Here is an 18,432-nt window from a genome sequence, read left to right on the forward strand (position 1 = left end):
CGCCATGTACGCCGTACGACTGCACGCCTTCGGACCGCCGGAGAATCTGCGGTACGAGGAGGTCGCCGACCCCGTGCCCGGTCCCGGGCAGGTGCGGATCGCGGTCGGCGCGGCCGGGGTGCACCTGGTGGACACGATGCTGCGCGCGGGGAAGTACGGCGGACCGATGGCGCTGCCCGACCTGCCGACCGTTCCTGGGCGCGAGGTCGCCGGGACGGTGGACGCGCTCGGTCCCGGCGCCGACCCGCAGTGGCTGGGGCGGCGGGTGGTCACCCACCTCGGGACGGTGCCCGGCGGCTACGCCGGGCTGGCGGTGGCCGACACCGCCCGGCTGCACGCCGTACCCGGCGGCCTGGACCTCCCGGCCGCCGTCGCGATGATCGGCACCGGGCGTACGACGATGGGCGTCCTGCGGCTGTCGGCGCTGGGACCCGACGACACCGCCGTGGTCCTCGCCGCGGCCGGCGGCATCGGCACCCTGCTGGTGCAGTACGCGGTACGCCTCGGCGCGAGCGTCGTCGGGGCGGCGGGCGGCCCCGGCAAGGCCGAGCGGGTACGGGCGCTGGGCGCGGACCTGGCCGTGGACTACCGGGAGCCGGACTGGACCGGGACCGTACGGCGGGCGCTGGGGGCCGAGCGGCCGGCGACGGTGGTCTTCGACGCGGTCGGCGGCGTTCCGGCCCGGGAGGCGGTACGGCTGCTGGCGCCCGGCGGGCGGCACCTGGTGTACGGGTGGGCGGCGGGCGGCCCCGCCGAATTCGGGGCGGGGGAGCTGGACGCGCTCGGGGTGGAGTCGCGCACCCTGGTGGGACCGGCGCTCGGGAAGCTCACCGGCAGCCCGCGGGCGCTGCGGGAGCTGGAGGCCGAGGCGCTGGCCGCGGCGGCGGACGGGAGCCTCGTACCGGCCGTGCAGACCTACCCGCTGGCGGACGCGGCGGCGGCGCACCGGGCGCTGGAGTCGCGGGGCACGATGGGCAAGGTGGTGCTGGTCACCTGACCCGCGGCGGGGGGCGTTCCGGTCGGCTTGGGAACTCCTTTACGCTCCCGGAGAGTTCTCGGAACGTAACGACCGCCTGTGCGAGGAGACCCCCGATGGCCCTGTGGGACCGCTTCAAAGAGTCCGCGAGCAATATGCAGACGCAGCTCAATGCCAAGAAGAACGACCTGAAGAGCGGCGCCTTCCGGGACGCCAGCATGGCGATGTGCGCGCTGGTCGCCGCCGCCGACGGGTCCATCGACCCGGCGGAGCGGCAGCGGGTGGCCGCGCTGATCGGCACCAACGAGGTGCTGCAGAATTTCCCGGCCCTGGACCTCCAGCGCCGTTTCGAGGACTACCTCGGCAAGCTGACCGCCGACTTCGCCTTCGGCAAGGTGGCGATCCTCCAGGAGATCGCCAAGGTGCAGAAGAAGCCGACCGAGGCCCGCGCGGTCATCCAGATCGGCATCGTCATCGGCGGCGCCGACGGCGACTTCGACAAGACCGAGCAGGCCGTGGTGCGCGAGGCGTGCTACGCGGTGGGCCTCAATCCGCAGGAGTTCGACCTCTGACCCCTCGCCGGTCCGTCCGATCGGCCGCACCGGCGGGAAGCGCATGCCCGGGACGCCCCCGCGCCCCGGGCATCGTCGTGGCCGGGGCCGGTCCGGCACAATATGGCCAGCGATCGGAGCAGCATCTGTCACATGCCGGCCGCACGTTGCCGATACCCGGTACGTTCTGCTCCGTTCGCGGGTAATACTTGCGTCGTGACACTCTGTGGCAGGCACAGATACTTGAGGTTTTCGGGGAACCTCGGGCGTACGGGGCGCCCTCCGGTATCCGAGTGACCGCCGGATCACCTATGGAGGAAGGCAGATGCTTCCCGTACCGAGTGAGGGGGCGTGCCCGACCGGGTCAGCGGGCACGTCGGGCGGAGTCAGCACCCAGCGGGACGAGGACACGGCGCTCGCGCTGTACGAGGCGCTGCGGGCGAAGGACGGCATCCCGCGGGAGGACCTCTATTCCGCCGCCGACCTCGATGACGCGCACGTCGTCCGCGGCTGGCGCCGGCTGCACGAACTGGGCCTGATCCAGGTGCGCGACGGCGTGGCCGAGGCCGTCGACCCGGATGCCGCGCTGGCCCGGGCCATGGACGGCTACCAGGCCAACGCGGCGGAGCAGTTGCGCAGCGGGGTGCGGCTGCAGCGGGTGACCGAGGCGCTGCTCACCGTCTACCGGCCCGCGGTGCAGCGCGAGACCAGCGAGGTCGCGGTGGAGTTCATCACCGGGTCGCGGCGCAAGCAACGCACCCGGCTCGACCTGACCGACGCGGCCCGCGAGTCGTGCGACTCGATGCACCCGGGGCCGATGCCGGCGATCGACGTCCTCGAAGCGTCGCTGGAGCACGACCGCACGATCATGGCCCGCGGCATCCGCAGCCGGGCGATCTACCCGATCTCGTGCCTGCACTCCCCCAAGTACGCCCGCTATCTGCACGATCTGGCGGACGCGGGGGTGGAGGTGCGGCTGGTCGACCACGCGCCCTTCGACATGCTCACCTTCGACCGGGACGCCGCCGTGCTCGCCGCCGACCCCGAGCGCCCCTCGGAGGCGGTCATCGTGATCCGCGGCGCCGCCCTGATGCGGTCCTACCTGGCGGTCTACGAGGACTGCTGGCTGCGCGGCCAGACGCTGGCGCGGGCGTCCGCGACCAATGCCGAGGACACCGAGATCACCACGCAGGAGCGGGTCATCATCCGGCTGATGGCGTCCGGGCTCAGCGACGACCAGATCGCCCGCAAGCTGGGGGTGCACCGGCGCACGGTCCAGCGGGCGGTCGCCAAGCTGATGGAGCGGCTGAATGCCACCAGCCGGTTCGAGGCGGGCCTGAAGCTCGCCACCGACGCGGAGTTCGCCACGACCTTCGCGGTGCAGTGAGGGGAACGGACACGGTGCTTCCCGACACCGGCGGTGGCCGGGACGAAGAGGCCGCGCTCGCGCTCTACCAGGAGCTGCGCAGGAACGGCGTGGCGTCGGCCGAGGGACTGCGGGCGGCCGCGGTACTTGACGAGGTGCGGGCGGCCGCGGCCGGCGCTGGCTGGAGCAGCTCGGCCTGGTGGCGCGCGTCGGCGGCCGGCCCCGGTCACCGGCCGGCGGCGGGCGGCCGGCCCGCCGCGGGCAGGTGGTCGGCCAGCCGCCGCAGCAGCGCGGCGATCGACCCCGGCAGCCCCGGGAAGGTCGAGATCAGCAGGTGCACGAGGGCGAAGCCGAGCGTCGCCGAATACGGCCGCGAGCCGGTGCGCAGCCACGCCGACACCGCCAGCCGCGCCACCCGGTCGGCGCCGGCCGAACCCTCGCCGTGCAGCCGGGCGGCGGCGACGGTGTAGAAGTGCGTGGCCGCGTCCCAGTCGCCGTCCAGCGCGGCGTCGCGCGCCGCCGCCTCGGCCGCCGCTGTCGCCCCGGGTCCCGGCCCGGCCGCGCACACCTTGTGCGGCATTCCCGCCGGGTCGCCCCAGCAGGGGTCGGGAGTGCGCCGGGCGGGCACCGGCAGCAGGGCGCCGTCGACCGGGTGCGCCGTGCCGTCCGCGGCCACCAGGAAGGTCTCCACGCGGCCGTCGGGATAGCCCACGGCGACCCGGGTGGGCCGCCCGTTCTCGCGGGCCTGCCAGGCCGCCGCCGACCAGGCAGGGTGCGTGCCGTCGGCGAGGTCGCGGGCCTGCGACATGACGGTGCCCCAGGTGTGCACGGTGCCGCCGGGCAGGACGGCGACGCTCACCGGGGGGACGGCGCCGCCCACGCCCTCGCGCGGCGGCGGCCCGAACCAGTCGCCCGACCAGTGCGAGGTGGCGGGCGGGATGACGGGCACGGCCACCGGGAGCAGCCGCTCGGGCCCGGTGCCGCCCGGCGCGGGTAAGGCCTCGCTCCTTTGCGGCCCGGTCACCTCAGCCGTCCCGCTGTGCGGCGGACACCGCGGCGGTGCACCCGCCACCGGACGCCGGGCGGCGGGAGGAGGCGGCCGGCGGCGCGGCCCCCGCACACAGGTCGTAGCACAGCGCGTCGACCGAGGCGCGGGTCAGCGGGGGCAGGACGGACAGCCGGGCGTGCGTGCCCTCGGTGGACAGCCGCCAGCGGGTGCACACCGCGGGCGCCGGGCGGGGGAAGCGCACGGTCAGGCCGTGCCCGCTGCGGGTGGCGCGGTAGCCGGCGGCGGTGAGGTGGTCGGCGGCGTAGCGGGCGGTGTCGTAGCACTCGTGGACCAGCGAGCGCAGCCCGTCGTAGCCGCGGTCCCGCAGCGCCGCCCACAGCAGCGCGACGGCCAGCGGGTTGGGGGTGGATCCGCGGCCCCTGGCGGCGCGGGCGCGGCCGGCGCCGACCAGCACCACCCCGCACGGCACGGGCAGGCCGAGCAGCCGGTGCGCGGTGAACGACAGGCTGTCGGCGCCGTCGCGCAGGTCCCACAGCACCGGGTGCGGTGCGAACGGTGCGAGCAGGCCCGCGTGGGCGGCGTCCACGTGGATGTGCACGGGTCCCGCCGGGGTGGCCGCGGCCCGTATCACGGCCAGGTCGTCGTCGCCGCCCTCGCCGGCCGAGGCACCGCCGATGGAGGCCAGCACGACCGCGCCGCCGGGCCGTTCGGCCGTCAGCAGCCGCAGGGCGTCGGCGTCCGTGGTGCCGTCCGTGCCGGCCGGCACCACGATCACGTCCATGCCGAGCCGCCGCGCGTGGCCGCGCGCCTCGTGATGGGCGGCGGCGGAGACGTACAGCGGGGCGCCCGGCAGCGCGTCGCGCCCGGCGCGCAGCCCGACCAGCAGCCCTTCGGAACCGCCGGCCGTGACGAAGCCCCGGGTGCGGCGGCCGTCGCCGAGTGCCAGGTCGGTGCAGAAGTCGACAACGGCCCGTTCGAAGGCGAGCACCGCTGCGCCCGCAGCGGCGGGGTCGGGCGCGGCGTCCGCGGGACGCGGACCGCCGTCGCCTTCGGGGCCGGGATCCGTGTCGAGGTCGGCCAGGGTCGCCAGCATCTCGGCGTAGTCGCCGTGGTGCGAGGCGGGGAAGTCGTCGAGGTCGGTGGCGTGCCGCTCCGCGGTCCGCAGCGCGGCGACCAGGGCGGCGAGCTGCCACCGGGTGTCGTCCGGGTCCGCCGCGGCGAACCCGATGAGGCCGCGCGGCTCGGGCGCGGCGGCGAAGGCCGCCCGGCCCGCGGGCGCCGCGGGCAGTGCTTGTGCGGGCAGTGCCACGAACGGCAGGTACGCCATGACGACCTCCGGGACGACAACGCGTGAGGTGGTGGGGGGCCGACGGGCCAGGCCGGCCCCCCACTCACCGCCGAGGACTCCCCCCCGGAACCGGGCGGAGCCGGCCGGCGGCCCTCGGCGGGCCCGGTCGCGGCGACTCGGGAAGCCGCGATCGGGAGCGGGTGGTGTTCCGGCACCCATCTGGGCGGGGTTTCCGCCGCGGTGAGTACCGCCGCGAGAATTCGTACCCGACGTCAGGTGCCTCCCGCTACGAACCCAAAGGTGCGTAATCTGGGTTGTCGGCCGCCGATTCGGGCCGCGCAGCCGCGCCCAGCAGGCACTTCGCCTGTCGGCGTGGGCTGTTGTCCAAAATGGGACACGTACCAATGTGGACAGACCCATTGGCGGGCCGTGGCGCAAGTGCGCCAATTCGGCCCGGTGGCGCAAACCTCCTGGTCGGTGACATGAAGTGCGGGCCCGTCCGGCGGAGTGTTGTTTCGGATTTCCGCAGTCCGTGCTCAAGTCCGCAGGTCAAAGAGGCGGCTACGGGGTTGGTTGACAGCCCTCCCGGCGAGCCAAGACCATCGAATGGCCAGTAATCGAACGGTGACGCGTTTGCATCACCTCGGCCGGATCTCGGGGGAGATGTCCATGGCACCGCGTCAGGGGGGTTCCCCGCCGCTGATCCACGGCTTCCTGCGCCAGGCCCGCAAGCACTACAGCGGTCCGGCGGAACGTACGGCCCATCCGGCGGGAAAGCGCCGCGGCGGGCTGAGCCAGACGGACGTGGCGCAGTGCATGGGCGTGTCGGCCCGGCTGTACCAGGACTGGGAGGGCGGCGTCCGGCCGATTCCGCTGCACCGGCTGGACGCGCTCGCGGAGGCCCTCGACCTCGACTCGGCCCGGCGCGACGAGCTGTGGTTCATCGCCAGCGGCGGCTTCCCGCCGCGCGGCCCGAGCCGTCCCGACCCGGACGCGGTCAGCGCCTGGACCAGTTATCTGCGCGCCCTGCCCGTGCCCTCGCTGGCCGTCGACGCGGGCTGGCGGATCGAGGAGAGCAACACCGCCTGGCAGCGGCTCTTCCTGTCGGCCGGCGAGCCCGCCCCGGGCAATCTGCTGCGGTTCGTGCTGTTCAGCCCGTACGCCCGCCGGCTGTGCGGCGAGTGGGAGGACGGCTGGGCCACCTCCTACCTGCGCCAGCTGCGGCTGGAGGCGGAGACCACCCGCAGCGCGGAATTGCGCCGCGTCATCGACGAGCTCCAGGACCACCCGGAGCTGGCGGAGCTGTGGCGCGCGGTGGACGAGTCCAGCCGGGTCGCCCTGCACAACGACGGGCAGGTCCGCATCATCGTGCCGCCGGTCGGCGGCCACCCCCAGCACGTACGGACCCTGGTGTCCTCCCCGGCCCACGATCCGCGCCGCCGCATGGTCACCTTCCTGCCGACCCGGCACACCGCGGACGCCGCGTAGGCCCCGGCCCCTGCCGCGCCCGGCTTCGGTGGCGGGCGGGGTGCCGAGCGGCGGCAGGGCGTGTCAGCGCCGCCGGTTCCGCCAGGGCGCCGGCCGTGGCGCCGCCGGCCCAGTACAGGTGGACGAAGACCTGGAGCCACAGAATGCGCCGGCTCGTAAAGTCCCGTGCGGCCGCACCGGCGGCGACCGCATAGACCTCGTCCGACAGCGCGAAGGTGCTGTACGCCTTCGCCGCCCGGCCGTCGACCCGGTGCAGCGGAAAAGACAGCGCGTAGAAGACATGCCGGACGTTCACCAGGAATGCGGTCACCGCGATCGAGGCCAGCGACGCGCCGGTGAGGACCAGTCCGAGGAAGAGGAATTCGAGCGATCCCGCGTAAATAAACCCGGAAAATACACTTCCCCACCACCACGCCAGCCCCGAATGCACCACCAGTATCCCGAAGGCCACACCCATCGGAAACGCGCCGAGCCCGACGGACCCGGAGTCCCCGGCCGCCACGGCCAGATCGGCCCGCAACCGCCGCAACCCGGCACGCGAACCCGGGACGGAACCGGGCGGGGGGAGGCCGACCGGGGCAGCCGGTGGAGGTGTCATCCGGTCATCATAGGATGAAAACCGGCTCATATGATTTTCATATATGACCGGATGATCATGAAGAGAGCAAGAAAAGTAATGCCGTGACGCATTGCGAGAACACTTTGTGTCCCTTCTGCGATCCCGGCCATACCGCGGGTACCGCCGTACCGCGCCTGGCCTCAGCCGACGTCCGGCGCGGTACGGACGGCCGGCGGCCCCCCGGGCCACCAGCCGGGCGGGGCCACGGAACGGTGCCCCGGTCTTCCCCGGCGTCCCGGGCAGCGGCGGTCCAGATTCCCCAGTCCTCGGGAAGAGTTCCCCTATCGATAGGGAACTGGCGAAATCTAGCCTCATGAGGTCCATCGCCGGACTTACCGACCGGTGGCCGCACCATCGATGAATCGCGCGCCGAAACGGGTTTATCTCTGTGTGAGTGGGATCAATCGAGGGAGTCGTCCGACCGGAAAAGCTCCGGCAAACTCCGCCGCCCCTACCTCTTTTCGACGATTTCCACGGCACCCCACAAGAAGTCCACCCCGCTGCCGAACAAAGGACCGATTGATGGAACGCACGATGGTGATCGCCCCCGGCCCGACCGCCAACGGCGATCTGCACCTCGGCCACCTGGCCGGCCCCTTCCTGAGCGCGGACGTCTGCGCCAGGTACGCCAGGGCCGCGGGCCGCGATGTGCTCTTCGGGACCGGCGTGCACTTCACCCAGAACTACATCGTGACCACCGCCAGGCGGCTGGGTGTGCCGCCCGAGGAACTGCGGATCAGGTCAGGTGAGCAGGTCGAGCGGACGCTCGCGGCGGTGGGGATCGAGCCGGACGGCTTCGTACGCTTCGACGACCGGTATGTCGCGGGCGTGCAGTACCTCTTCGAGCGGCTGCACAGCGCGGGCAGGCTGCGGCTGCGGGCGATGCCCTTCCCGTATGTGGCGCGCACCGGGGAATTCCTCACCGACGCCTACGTCCGCGGCGGCTGCCCGGTCTGCCTGTCCGAGGGGTGCGCGGGGCTGTGCGAGGGCTGCGGCCACTGGATCGCCTCGGCCGGGCTGATCGACCCGCGCTCGACGCTGGAGCCCGACGACGTGGTCGAACTGCGCGAGACACAGGTGCTGGTACTGCCGCTGGAGGAGCACCGGGAGGCGCTGACCGAATACTTCGCCGGGCTCGCCCCCACCATGCGGCCGCGCCTTGCCCGGCTGATCGAGGAGTTGCTGGCCCGGCCGCTGCCCGACTACCCGGTCACGCTGCCGATCTCCTGGGGCATCCCCGCGCCCTTCCCCGAGGTCGCGGGACAGGTGATCTACGCCGACGCCGAGATCATCGCCTGGAGCATGCACAGCTCCGCGCTGGCCGCCGAGCAGCGCGGCGAGACGCCGGCCGGCGACGACGCGCTGTGGTTCGCCGAGTCGGGCGCGAAGGTCGTCCTCTTCTCCGGCTCCGACGCCGGCTTCGCCTTCGCGGTGGTGGGCGTGGCGATGCTGATCGCGCTGGGCGGCTACACGCTGCCCGACAACTTCGTGACGAACGAGTTCTACGAGCTGGACAACGACAAGTTCTCCAGCAGCCGCGGCCACGTGGTGACCGGCCGCGAGCTGGCCGCCGAGGTGCCCAGGGACCTGATCCGCTTCTACCTGGCCGCGACAGGGCCCGACTTCCAGCGCACCAACTTCACCCGTGACGCGATGGACCGGGTGACCGCGTCCCGTCTGGTCGAGCCGTGGAACCGGGTGGCGGACAAGGCCGGGAGCTTCGCCGGCGGCGGGCCGCTGCCGGTCTCCGCGCGCTCCCGGGAGGCCGCCGCGCGGATCGCGGAGCGCTTCGGCGCCGGCTACGACACGCGGCGCTTCAGCCTGACCGCCGCGGCCTTCACGCTGACCGAGCAACTGGCCCGGCTCGACCGGTGGGAGGTGACCGCCGCCGACGCGGGCGACTTCTGCCACGAGGTGGACGTCTTCCTGCGCTGCGCCGCGCCGCTGCTGATCGACCTGGCCGGGCAGGCGCTGCCCGACCTCACCATCCCCGCCGCGTCACCGGCCACCGAGGTCACGCCCCGCGCGCTGCCACGGCTGACCGGGAACGCCCGGTGACCGCGAGGACAGCCGCCGCACAGGTGGTCGTGGTCGGCGCGGGCGTCACCGGGCTGCTGACCGCGGTGGAGTGCGTGCTGGCCGGCCACCGGGTGACCGTGCTCGACCGGGGCGCGATCCCCGACCCGTCGGCCAGCTCGTACGACCAGCACCGGGCGCTGCGCACCCTCGCGGTGGGCGACGACGAGGCCACCCGGCGGATGGGCGCGGCCCACCGCAGGTGGCAGGAGCTGGAGTCGCTGCTCGGCCCGGGCTTCTACCGGCAGGTCGGCGTCGTGACGGCGTGGCCGCGCGAGCGGCTGGCCGAGGTGACGCACTTCGCGGCCCGGGCGAGGGTGCCGGTCGAGACGGTCGGCCCCTCCGCGCTGCCGCAGCTCGGCTTCCCGGCCGGCACCACGGGCGTACGGGAGCTGCCCGCCGGGGTGCTGCTGGCCGGGCGGGTGCTGCGGGCCGCCGCCCGGTGGCTGGCGGCCCGGCCCGCGGCGGCGCTGCGGCCGTACTCCCCGGTGGCGGCGGTGGACGCCGGCACCGGCAAGGTCACGCTGGCCGGCGGCGAGGTGGTCGGCGGCGACGTGGTGCTGGTCGCGGCGGGCCCGTGGACCCGGGAGCTGGTCGGCCGGCCCGCGGTGCTGCACCGCCAGACCATGGTCTATCTGCGGGCGGCCCGGCGGCAGGCCCGCCTGTGGCGCAACGCGCCCGCGGTGGGCGGGATCGGCGCGGACGGACGGGCCTGGGTCGTACCGCCGGTGGCCGGCACGCTGCTCAAGATCAGCTCGGACGCGGTGTGCCGCGAGGTGGCCGGCACCGGCGCGGGCGCCGAGGACCAGACGCCGTGGGCGGAGCGGCTGGCGGCGGCGGGAATCCTGCGCGACCCGGCCGGCTACGAGGTGGTCGGGATCAAGGCGTGCCACTACACGGCCGACCCGGACACCGGCGGCGCCCGGCTGGACCGGCTGGGTCCTGCGGTCTGGGCGCGCACGGCCTGCGGGGGCTCGGGGTTCGCCTCGGCCCCGCTGGTGGCAGGACGGATGGCGGAAGCCGCGAGGGAGGCTGTGAAATGACGGACGAGGCGCAGGTAGGCGTGCTGGACACGCTGAGGGCGACCCCGATGCCGGTGCGTTATCTGCTCGGCGGCGTACTGGTCAACCAGCTGGGCGCGTTCGTGCAGACGTTCCTGGTGCTGTATCTGACGCACCGGCACCTGTCGGTCGACGCGGCGGGCCTGTGCCTGGTCGCGTACAGCGCGGGCACGATCCTCGGCACCATGCTGGGCGGTGAGGCCACCCAGCGGTTCGGTCCGCGGTTCACCATCGTGGCGGCGATGGCCGGCTCGGGACCGCTGGTCGCGGTGATCCCCGCGCTCAGCCGCTCGGGGCTGCTGGCCCCGCTGCTGGTCGTGGTCGCGCTGGCGGGACTGCTCGCCCAGGCGTACCGGCCGGCCGCCTCGGTGCTGCTCAGCGACCTGATGCCGGAGCGGCACCAGGTGATGGCCTTCTCGATGATGCGGATCGCGCTGAACACCGGGGCCGCGCTGGCGCCGCTGCTCGCGGCCGGGCTGATCCTGGTCGACTGGAACGCGCTGTTCTGGATCGACGGCGCGACCACGCTGGTCTACGCGGCGCTCGCCTTCGCGCTGCTGCCCAAGCACGCGGTGATCGCGGCGCAGGAGGCCGCCAGGCAGGACAGGGAAGCGGACCCGGCGGACGGCACGGACGCACCGGCGCCGATCACCGGGCGGGCCGCGTACCGCGCGATGCTGCGGGACCGCAAGTACATGTTCTATCTGACGGCGGTCCTGCTCGGCACGATCACCTACGTGCAGTCACTGATCGCGCTGCCGCTCCAGATCAAGGCCGACGACTACCCGACCGGGCTGTACAGCGCGGTGCTCACCGTCAGCTCGCTGGTGCTGATCACCTGCGAGCTGAAGATCACCACCTACATCCTGCGGGTGCCGACGCACACCGCGGTGGCGGTGGGGCACATGGTCAACTCGATCGGCTTCGCGGTCTACGGGCTGGCCGCGCACTCCCCCGCGTTCATCATGATCGGCGCGGTGTTCGAGGTGAGCGGGCTGATGGTCGCGGGCCCGAGCATGTTCGCGCACCCGGCCACCTTCCCCGCGGCGCTCAAGGCCCGCTACATCGGCACGATGCAGGCGACGGCCGGCCTGGCCGCGGCGCTCGGGCCGCTGTTCGCGGTCTTCGTGTGGACGCGCCTGGACCACGGCTTCTGGGTGCTGTGCGCCGTGGTCAACGGCGTCGCCGGCCTGCTGGCCATGGCCGGGCTGAACCGCGAGGAGAAGCAGGGCGCACCGCAGGACGAAGGCGTTCAGACCAAGGCGGAAGAGACCGTCGGAGGCGCAGCATGACAGAGCAGCACGTGACAGCACGGCCGACCGGGCCGGTGGTGATCGTCGGGTTCGTGGGGCTCACCATCCCCTTCATCGAGACCTTCCAGCCGGAGAACTCGGTGGTCTACGTCGAGGAGCCGGACGTCGCGCGCAAGCGGGACGCGCGCGCCAAGCTCGACGGTGTGGGGTACGCCCGCGACCTGATCGAGTGGGAGTACCACCTGGCCGGCAAGGCCGACGCTTTCCACAACACCCACCGGGACCTCGACCCGGCCGCGATCGTCCCGGCGGTGGAGTACGCCGTGCCCTTCGCCGCCCGGCTCGCCGAGCGCTACGGCCTGCCGGGACCGGGCCTGGGGGCCGCCCTCATCCTGCGCGACAAGGCGCTGCTGCGCGAGGTCAGCGCGGCGGCCGGCATCGTCAACCCGGCGAGCGTACGGGTGGCGGGACCCGATGACCTGCGGGCCTTCCTGCGCGACCACCCGGGTCCCGCGGTGCTCAAGCCGGCCAACCGGCAGGCGTCGCTGGGTGTGCGGGTGGTGAGCGACCCGGCGCAGGTGGACGAGGCCTGGCAGGAGTGCCTGGTCCAGGACGAAGGCATCTTCGTGCCCGACCGGCCGATGGATGTGGTCATGCTCGCCGAGCAGTTCGTCGAGGGCGACGAGTACAGCGTCGAGATGCTGGTGCGCGACGGCGAGCCGCTGTTCACCAACGTCACGGGCAAGAAGCTCTACCCGGGCCCCTACCCGGTGGAGCTGGCGCACATCGTGCCGGCCGACATCCCCGAGGAGCTGTCGGACCTGCTGGGCTCGCAGACCGCGCGGCTGATGACGGCGATCGGGTTCGGGCACGGAGTGGTGCACTGCGAGTGGATCGTCTCGGACGGCGTCCCCTACCTGGTGGAGTGCGCGGGCCGGATGCCGGGCGACGCCATCCTCGACCTCATCGAGGCGGCGTATCCGCTGGAGTTCATGCGCAGTTACTTCGCGCTGCTCAAGGGCGAGCCGCTGCCGGCCGAGCTGCCGGACCGCGCCAAGAGCGGGGCGGCCGTACGGTTCCTGGCGCCCGGGGCCGGCACCGTCGTGAGCGTGAGCGGGGTCGAGGACGCGGAGCGGGCCGAGGGTGTGCTCTTCGCCAACTGCGGTGTCCCGCCGGGCGCGTCCTTCGAAGGGGTGCGCAATTCCTGGGACCGGGTCGGCATCGTGATGACCCGCGCCGACACTCCGGCCGAAGCGCACCGTCTCGCCGGCGCCGCCGCGGCGCTGGTGCGCATCGACATGGCGCCGCCCGGCGAAAGCTTCACAGAAAAGCAATAACCGAGGTTTTGCCGATTCCCCGTTTCCAGGGAATGTTCCCCCTAGGACACGGGAATAGCGGCTCTCTAATATTGAAAGGCATCACTGACATCGAGGGGGCAATATGACTCACCGCGAGGTTGATGTTCTGGCGATCGGTGCGGGCCCGGCGAATCTGGCGCTCGCAGCGGCAATCGAGGAGTCCGGCTCCACGGAGCTGGCCGAGAACACCCTGCTGCTCGAACAGGCTCCGGACATCAAATGGCAGCGCGATCTGCTGATGCCCTGGGCCCGCAGCCAGGTGTCCTTCCTCAAGGACCTGGTGACCCTGCGCAATCCGCGCAGCAAATTCTCGTTCCTCAGCTTCCTGCACGACAACGGCCGACTCGACCAGTTCGTGAATCTGGGCACCTTCCACCCCTACCGGTGGGAGTTCTCCGACTACCTCCAGTGGGTGGCCACCTCGCTGGAGCGGGTGCAGATCCGCTACAGCGCCAAGGCGTCGAGCATCGTGCCCGACCGCGACAGCAACGACGCCATCGTCGGATGGACGGTGACGCTGACCGACGGCGACACCATCCGCTGCCGTGACCTGGTCATCGGCGGCGGCCGTGACGCCCGTGTCCCGGCCCCCTTCACCGAACTGCCCGCGGACCGGGTCATCCACAGCTCCACCTACCGCAGCCGTATCGCGCAGATCGACAAGGACCGGCCGCTGCGCGCGGTCGTGGTCGGCGGGGCGCAGAGCGCCGCGGAGATGTTCTACGCCCTGCACGAGAACCTGCCGCAGAGCCAGATCACCATGATCGTCCGTTCGATAGGACTCCAGAACTACCAGACCAGCAAATTCGTCAACGAGCTGTTCTTCCCGTCCTTCGTGGACGATTTCTACGACACACCGCAGGAAGTGCGCTCGCAGGTGCTGGACGAAATGCGTTTCACCAACTACGCGGGCCTCGCGCCGCCATTCCTGGACGAGCTGTACACCATGCTCTACCGCAATCGGATGCTGGGCGCACAGCGCTCCGAGGTGCGCGCCCTGACCGAAATCATCGGCGCCAGGATCGAGGACGGCGACGTCGTGCTCGACCTGCGGGACCGCAGGACCGGCAAGGAGTCGCCGCTGCGCTGCGACCTGGTGCTGCTGGGCACCGGGTACGACGCCCGTATGCCCGCGCTGATCCGCGACCTGGCCGAGCACGCGGGCCTGGACGAGGTCACCGTCAGCCGCAACTACCGCGTCGACCTCGGCGCGGCCACCCCTGGCGCGGTCTACCTCCAGGGCGTCAACGAGGCCACCCACGGCATCGCCGACTCCCTGATCAGCGTCCTGGCCCACCGCAGCCACGACATCGTCACCGACCTGCTGACCCGGCGCAGCACCTCCGACGTCGGGGCCGCCCGATGAGCCGCGGCACCCTGCTCGTGATCGGCAGCGGGCTGAAGGTCTACCGGGAGTATCTGGTCGCGCCGATCAGCCGCAGGGCGCGCGAGGCCGGGCTGGACACGGTGCTGCTGAACAACCTGAAGCCGACCTGGCAGCAGGAGTATTTCGACGAGGTCGTCGTCGCCAACGTCTTCGACTCCGAGGTGATGGGCGCGGCGGCGCGCGAACTCGCCGCCCGCCGCGATGTCGTCGCCCTGATGTGCTGGGACGAGCCGCTGGTGCTGGACGCGGGGCTGCTGGCCGCCGAGTTCGGGGTGCCGGGGCTGTCGGCCCGCGGGGTGCGCGGCTGCCGGGACAAGGAGCTGACCCGTGCCGAGCTGACCGCGGCGGGCCTGCACCAGCCCGGGTTCGGGCTGACCACCACCGTCGAGGAGGCCCGGGAGACGGCCGCGCGGATCGGCTACCCGGTGGTGCTCAAGCCGCGGGCGATGGGCGCGAGCATCGGGGTGGTCTTCGCGGCCGACGAGGCGGAGCTGGACGCGGCCTTCCGGGTCGCGCTGGCCGCCAGCGAGGTCGACCCGGGGCCCTACCGCGCCAGCGCGATCGTCGAGGAGTACGCGCCGGGCCCGGAGATCAGCATCGACGGAGCGGTGCACAAGGGCGAGTACCTGCCGCTGTTCGTGGCCCGCAAGTACAGCAGCGACCACCCGTACTTCGAGGAGATCGGCCACTCGGTGGACGCGGCCGACCCGCTGCTGGAGGACAAGGAGCTGATGCGGACCCTGGCGCGGGCGCACCAGGCGCTCGGCATCGAGGACGGCATCACGCACAGCGAAGTACGGCTGACCGACCGCGGTCCGCTGATCATCGAGATCAACGGGCGGCTCGGCGGCGACCTCATCCCGTACCTGGGAAGGATCGCCACCGGCATCGAGCCGGGTGAGGTGCTCTTCGACGTGGCCACCGGGCAGCGCCCGGACATCACGCCGACCCGGCGGGCGGTGGCGGGCATCAGGTTCGGCATCCCCGAGCAGGACTGCCTGCTGCGGTCGGTGCGGGTGCCGGAGCCCGGCGACGCGCCGGGCCTGGTGGCGGCGGCGCCGATGGCGGAACCGGGCAGCACCTTGCGGCTGCCGCCCGGCGGCTATCTGGCCCGGCACTCCTTCGTGGTGTGCGAGGCCGACGACGTGCCCGGCTGCCAGGACCGGCTGACGGGGGCCGCCGCGCTGGTCGGGCTGGTCACGGAACCGGTCGGCCCGGCCGACCCGCAGGCACCGTTCGCGATGCCGGCCGGCCTGCTGGACGTGGACGAGTGAACGGCGAGACCGCACACGCGAGGGGAACGGACACATGACGACGACCACGGCGACGGCCCCGGCCCACACCGGGGAGCCGGACAGCGCGGCGGAGATCCTGGCGCGGGCCGGCGCGCTGGCCCCGGTGCTGCGGGAGCGGGCGGCCGAGATCGAGCGGAACCGCACGCTGCCCGCCGACGTGGTGGAACTGCTGCGCGGCACCGGCGTCTTCCGGATGTGTTCGGGCCGGGAGTGGGGCGGCCCCGAGCTGACCTCCATGGACCAGACCCGGGTCGTGGAGAAGCTGGCGTACGGCGACGCCTCGGCCGCCTGGTGCGCGGTGATCGGCGCCAACACCGGTCTGATCGCGAACTTCCTCGACCAGGACATCGTCAAGGAGGTCTACCCGCGGCAGGACATGGTCACCGCGGGTGTGCTGGCCCCGGCCGGGCACGCCGAGCGGGTGCCCGGCGGGTTCCGGCTGTCCGGCCGCTGGTCCTTCGGCAGCGGCATCGACCACAGCGACTGGGTGAACTCGGGCGCCTTCGTCTTCGAGGACGGCAAGCCCTACGCCAGCCCCGACGGCAGCAACCCGCACGAGTCACGGCAGTTCCTGGTCTCCCGCGCGGACGTCGAGACGCTCGACAACTGGGACACCACGGGCCTGTGCGGCACCGGCAGCCGCGACTACACGATCACCGACGTCTTCGTGCCCGAGAACCACACCTTCACCTTCTACGAGCCGCGGGGCCGGATCAGCCCGCTGTCGCAGCCGGAGTCCTTCATGCGGGCGCTGTGCGGGGTGCCGCTGGGGGTGGCGCGGGCCGCCCTGGACCACGCCCGCGAGATCGCCACCACCCGGGTGGACCGGATGACCGGCACCGCCTGGTCCGACAGCTTCCGCGTCCAGGTCACCATCGCCGAGTGCGAGGCCGACTTCAACGCGACGCGTAACGGCGTCTACGGCAGCATGACCCGCCAGTGGGAGGTGCTGGAGGCCGGCGGCACCCTGGACGACCTCACCCCCGAGGAGCGCGCCGCCTCGCCGCTGGCGTGGCTGCACGCCTTCCGTACCGCCCGCTCCATCGTCAACCGGCTCTACGACCTGCTCCAGACCTGGTCCATCAACCGGTCCTCACCCATGGACCGCTGGCTGCGCGACACGGCCACGATGTGCCAGAACCTCACGGCGCAGGACGTCGTCCTGGAGTCGGTCGGCGCCTACCTGCTGGGCGGGCGGCCCAAGTTCCGGATCAGCCTCGGCATCACCACATGACACGTACGGCCGGGCCGCAGACCGGGTCGGGAGGAGGAGTCCGCATGACCAACCAGCTGAGGGGCGACGACATGGCGGTGACCGGGACCACGCAGGACCGGGCACCCGCGACCGCGGCCGAGATCCTGGCACGGGCCGAGGCACTGGCCCCGGTGCTGCGGGAGCGGGCGGCCGAGATCGAGCAGAACCGCAGGCTGCCCGCCGACGTGGTGGAACTGCTGCGCGGCACCGGCGTGTTCGGCATGTGCTGGGGCCGGGAGTGGGGCGGCCCCGAGCTGACCTCCGTCGAGCAGACGCGGGTGGTGGAGAAGCTGGCGTACGGCGACGCCTCGGCCGCCTGGTGCGCGGTGATCGGCGCCAACACCGGTATCTACAGCAACTTCATCGAGCAGGCGGTCGCCAAGGAGATGTTCCCGCGCCCCGACATGATCACCGCGGGGCTGCTCCAGCCCTCGGGCCGGGCCGAGAAGGTGCCGGGCGGCTACCGGCTGACCGGCCGCTGGCCGTTCGGCAGCGGCATCGACCACGCCGACTGGGTGACCTCCGGCGGCTTCGTCTTCGAGGACGGCAAGCCCTACGCCAGCCCCGACGGCAGCAACCCGCACGAGTCGCGCCAGTTCATGGTGCCGCGCGAGCAGGTCGTGACCATCGACAACTGGCACACCACGGGCCTGTGCGGCAGCGGCAGCTGCGACTACACGATCACCGACGTCTTCGTGCCCGAGGAGCACACGTACAGCTTCGGTGTCGTGCACGGCCGGCCCTCGCCGCTCTCCCAGCCGGACGCCTTCACCCGCGCCATGTGCGGGGTGCCGCTGGGGGTGGCGCGGGCGGCGCTGGACCACGCCCGGGAGATCGCCACCACCCGGGTGGACCGGATGACCGGCACCGCCTGGTCCGACAGCTTCCGCGTCCAGGTCACCATCGCCGAGTGCGAGGCCGACTTCAACGCGACGCGTAACGGCGTCTACGGCAGCATGACCCGCCAGTGGGAGGTGCTGGAGGCCGGCGGCACCCTGGACGACCTCACCCCCGAGGAGCGCGCCGCCTCGCCGCTGGCGTGGCTGCACGCCTTCCGTACCGCCCGCTCCATCGTCAACCGGCTCTACGACCTGCTCCAGACCTGGTCCATCAACCGGTCCTCACCCATGGACCGCTGGCTGCGCGACACCACGACCATGTGTCAGCACCTGATCGCCCAGGACCGCATCCTCCAGTCCGCCGGCGCCTACCTGGTGGGCGGCCGACCGGAGTTCGGCATCAGCCTCGGCATCGTCTAGGCCGCCCGGCCGGCCCGAAAGGTCCGGCCGGTCCATCGGTCCCACCCGATCCGGGCCGCCCAGCGGGTCCCACCGATCCGGCCGCTCCGACCGGCCCAGGGCGGGCCGCCCGTCCGGCCCGCCCGCCCCGCCCAGCACGTTTCCGTACATCCCGTGCCCGTCCGGTGCGCCCGGACGTCCGGCACCACCCA

At 72.8% G+C, this 18,432-nt stretch carries 15 protein-coding genes; 12 read left to right on the top strand and 3 right to left on the bottom strand.

Features of this window, described 5'->3' with window-relative positions; translation table 11 throughout:
• The first annotated feature begins 4 nt into the window (after window positions 1-4).
• The 3 genes from V7E46_RS03070 (at window position 5) to V7E46_RS03080 (ending at window position 2,914) form a co-directional block, all read left to right on the top strand.
• Window positions 5-997, top strand: coding sequence for a zinc-binding dehydrogenase (locus V7E46_RS03070; RefSeq protein WP_333766937.1), 993 nt, complete (start codon window positions 5-7; stop codon window positions 995-997).
• 95 nt (window positions 998-1,092) lie between these two features.
• Window positions 1,093-1,548: a tellurite resistance TerB family protein gene (locus V7E46_RS03075; RefSeq protein ID WP_329175953.1), complete on the top strand. Its 456-nt coding sequence runs from the start codon at window positions 1,093-1,095 to the stop codon at window positions 1,546-1,548.
• A 304-nt stretch (window positions 1,549-1,852) separates the two neighbouring features.
• Entirely contained in the window at window positions 1,853-2,914 is a 1,062-nt protein-coding gene (locus V7E46_RS03080) for a helix-turn-helix transcriptional regulator (RefSeq protein ID WP_333766938.1), read from the top strand.
• Between the two features lie 205 nt (window positions 2,915-3,119).
• Here the strand turns inward: V7E46_RS03080 and V7E46_RS03085 are convergent, their stop codons facing one another.
• Both V7E46_RS03085 and V7E46_RS03090 read right to left on the bottom strand, forming a co-directional pair.
• Window positions 3,120-3,917, bottom strand: coding sequence for a hypothetical protein (locus V7E46_RS03085; protein ID WP_333766939.1), 798 nt, complete (start codon window positions 3,915-3,917; stop codon window positions 3,120-3,122).
• Between the two features lies 1 nt (window position 3,918).
• Window positions 3,919-5,229 carry a pyridoxal-dependent decarboxylase gene (locus V7E46_RS03090; protein WP_333766940.1) on the bottom strand — a complete coding sequence of 437 codons (1,311 nt, stop codon included), beginning with the start codon at window positions 5,227-5,229 and terminating at the stop codon, window positions 3,919-3,921.
• Window positions 5,230-5,859: 630 nt separating this feature from the next.
• Here V7E46_RS03090 and V7E46_RS03095 point away from each other — a divergent pair.
• Complete coding sequence (locus V7E46_RS03095; RefSeq protein WP_333766941.1) at window positions 5,860-6,678, top strand: helix-turn-helix transcriptional regulator; 819 nt, start codon at window positions 5,860-5,862, stop codon at window positions 6,676-6,678.
• Here V7E46_RS03095 and V7E46_RS03100 read toward each other — a convergent pair.
• Window positions 6,638-7,198 carry an AzlC family ABC transporter permease gene (locus V7E46_RS03100; protein ID WP_333766942.1) on the bottom strand — a complete coding sequence of 187 codons (561 nt, stop codon included), beginning with the start codon at window positions 7,196-7,198 and terminating at the stop codon, window positions 6,638-6,640. The genes V7E46_RS03095 and V7E46_RS03100 overlap by 41 nt on opposite strands.
• 621 nt (window positions 7,199-7,819) lie before the next feature.
• Here V7E46_RS03100 and V7E46_RS03105 point away from each other — a divergent pair.
• The 8 genes from V7E46_RS03105 to V7E46_RS03140 all read left to right on the top strand — a co-directional run bounded on the left by V7E46_RS03105 (window position 7,820) and on the right by V7E46_RS03140 (window position 18,241).
• Window positions 7,820-9,355, top strand: a complete 1,536-nt coding sequence (locus V7E46_RS03105; RefSeq protein ID WP_333766943.1) for a class I tRNA ligase family protein — start codon at window positions 7,820-7,822, stop codon at window positions 9,353-9,355.
• The gene (locus tag V7E46_RS03110) at window positions 9,352-10,416 is read left to right on the top strand and encodes an FAD-dependent oxidoreductase (RefSeq protein WP_333766944.1); all 1,065 of its coding nucleotides are present in this window, start codon (window positions 9,352-9,354) and stop codon (window positions 10,414-10,416) included. Before V7E46_RS03105 ends, V7E46_RS03110 begins: the two co-directional genes overlap by 4 nt.
• Window positions 10,413-11,726, top strand: a complete 1,314-nt coding sequence (locus V7E46_RS03115; protein ID WP_333766945.1) for an MFS transporter — start codon at window positions 10,413-10,415, stop codon at window positions 11,724-11,726. The genes V7E46_RS03110 and V7E46_RS03115 overlap by 4 nt, the downstream gene beginning before the upstream one ends.
• Window positions 11,723-13,024, top strand: a complete 1,302-nt coding sequence (locus V7E46_RS03120) for an ATP-grasp domain-containing protein (protein ID WP_333766946.1) — start codon at window positions 11,723-11,725, stop codon at window positions 13,022-13,024. Before V7E46_RS03115 ends, V7E46_RS03120 begins: the two co-directional genes overlap by 4 nt.
• 103 nt (window positions 13,025-13,127) lie before the next feature.
• On the top strand, window positions 13,128-14,411 hold the full coding sequence (locus V7E46_RS03125) for a lysine N(6)-hydroxylase/L-ornithine N(5)-oxygenase family protein (protein WP_333766947.1): 1,284 nt from the start codon (window positions 13,128-13,130) through the stop codon (window positions 14,409-14,411).
• A complete protein-coding gene (locus V7E46_RS03130; RefSeq protein ID WP_333766948.1) occupies window positions 14,408-15,706 on the top strand; it encodes an ATP-grasp domain-containing protein in 1,299 nt (432 codons plus the stop codon). The genes V7E46_RS03125 and V7E46_RS03130 overlap by 4 nt, the downstream gene beginning before the upstream one ends.
• 34 nt (window positions 15,707-15,740) lie before the next feature.
• The gene (locus V7E46_RS03135; RefSeq protein ID WP_333766949.1) at window positions 15,741-16,961 is read left to right on the top strand and encodes an acyl-CoA dehydrogenase family protein; all 1,221 of its coding nucleotides are present in this window, start codon (window positions 15,741-15,743) and stop codon (window positions 16,959-16,961) included.
• A gap of 44 nt (window positions 16,962-17,005) precedes the next feature.
• Window positions 17,006-18,241: an acyl-CoA dehydrogenase family protein gene (locus tag V7E46_RS03140; RefSeq protein ID WP_333766950.1), complete on the top strand. Its 1,236-nt coding sequence runs from the start codon at window positions 17,006-17,008 to the stop codon at window positions 18,239-18,241.
• The last annotated feature ends 191 nt before the right edge of the window (window positions 18,242-18,432 follow it).

This window comes from Streptomyces sp. IBSBF 2435 (assembly GCF_036815005.1).
GTDB lineage: Bacteria > Actinomycetota > Actinomycetes > Streptomycetales > Streptomycetaceae > Actinacidiphila.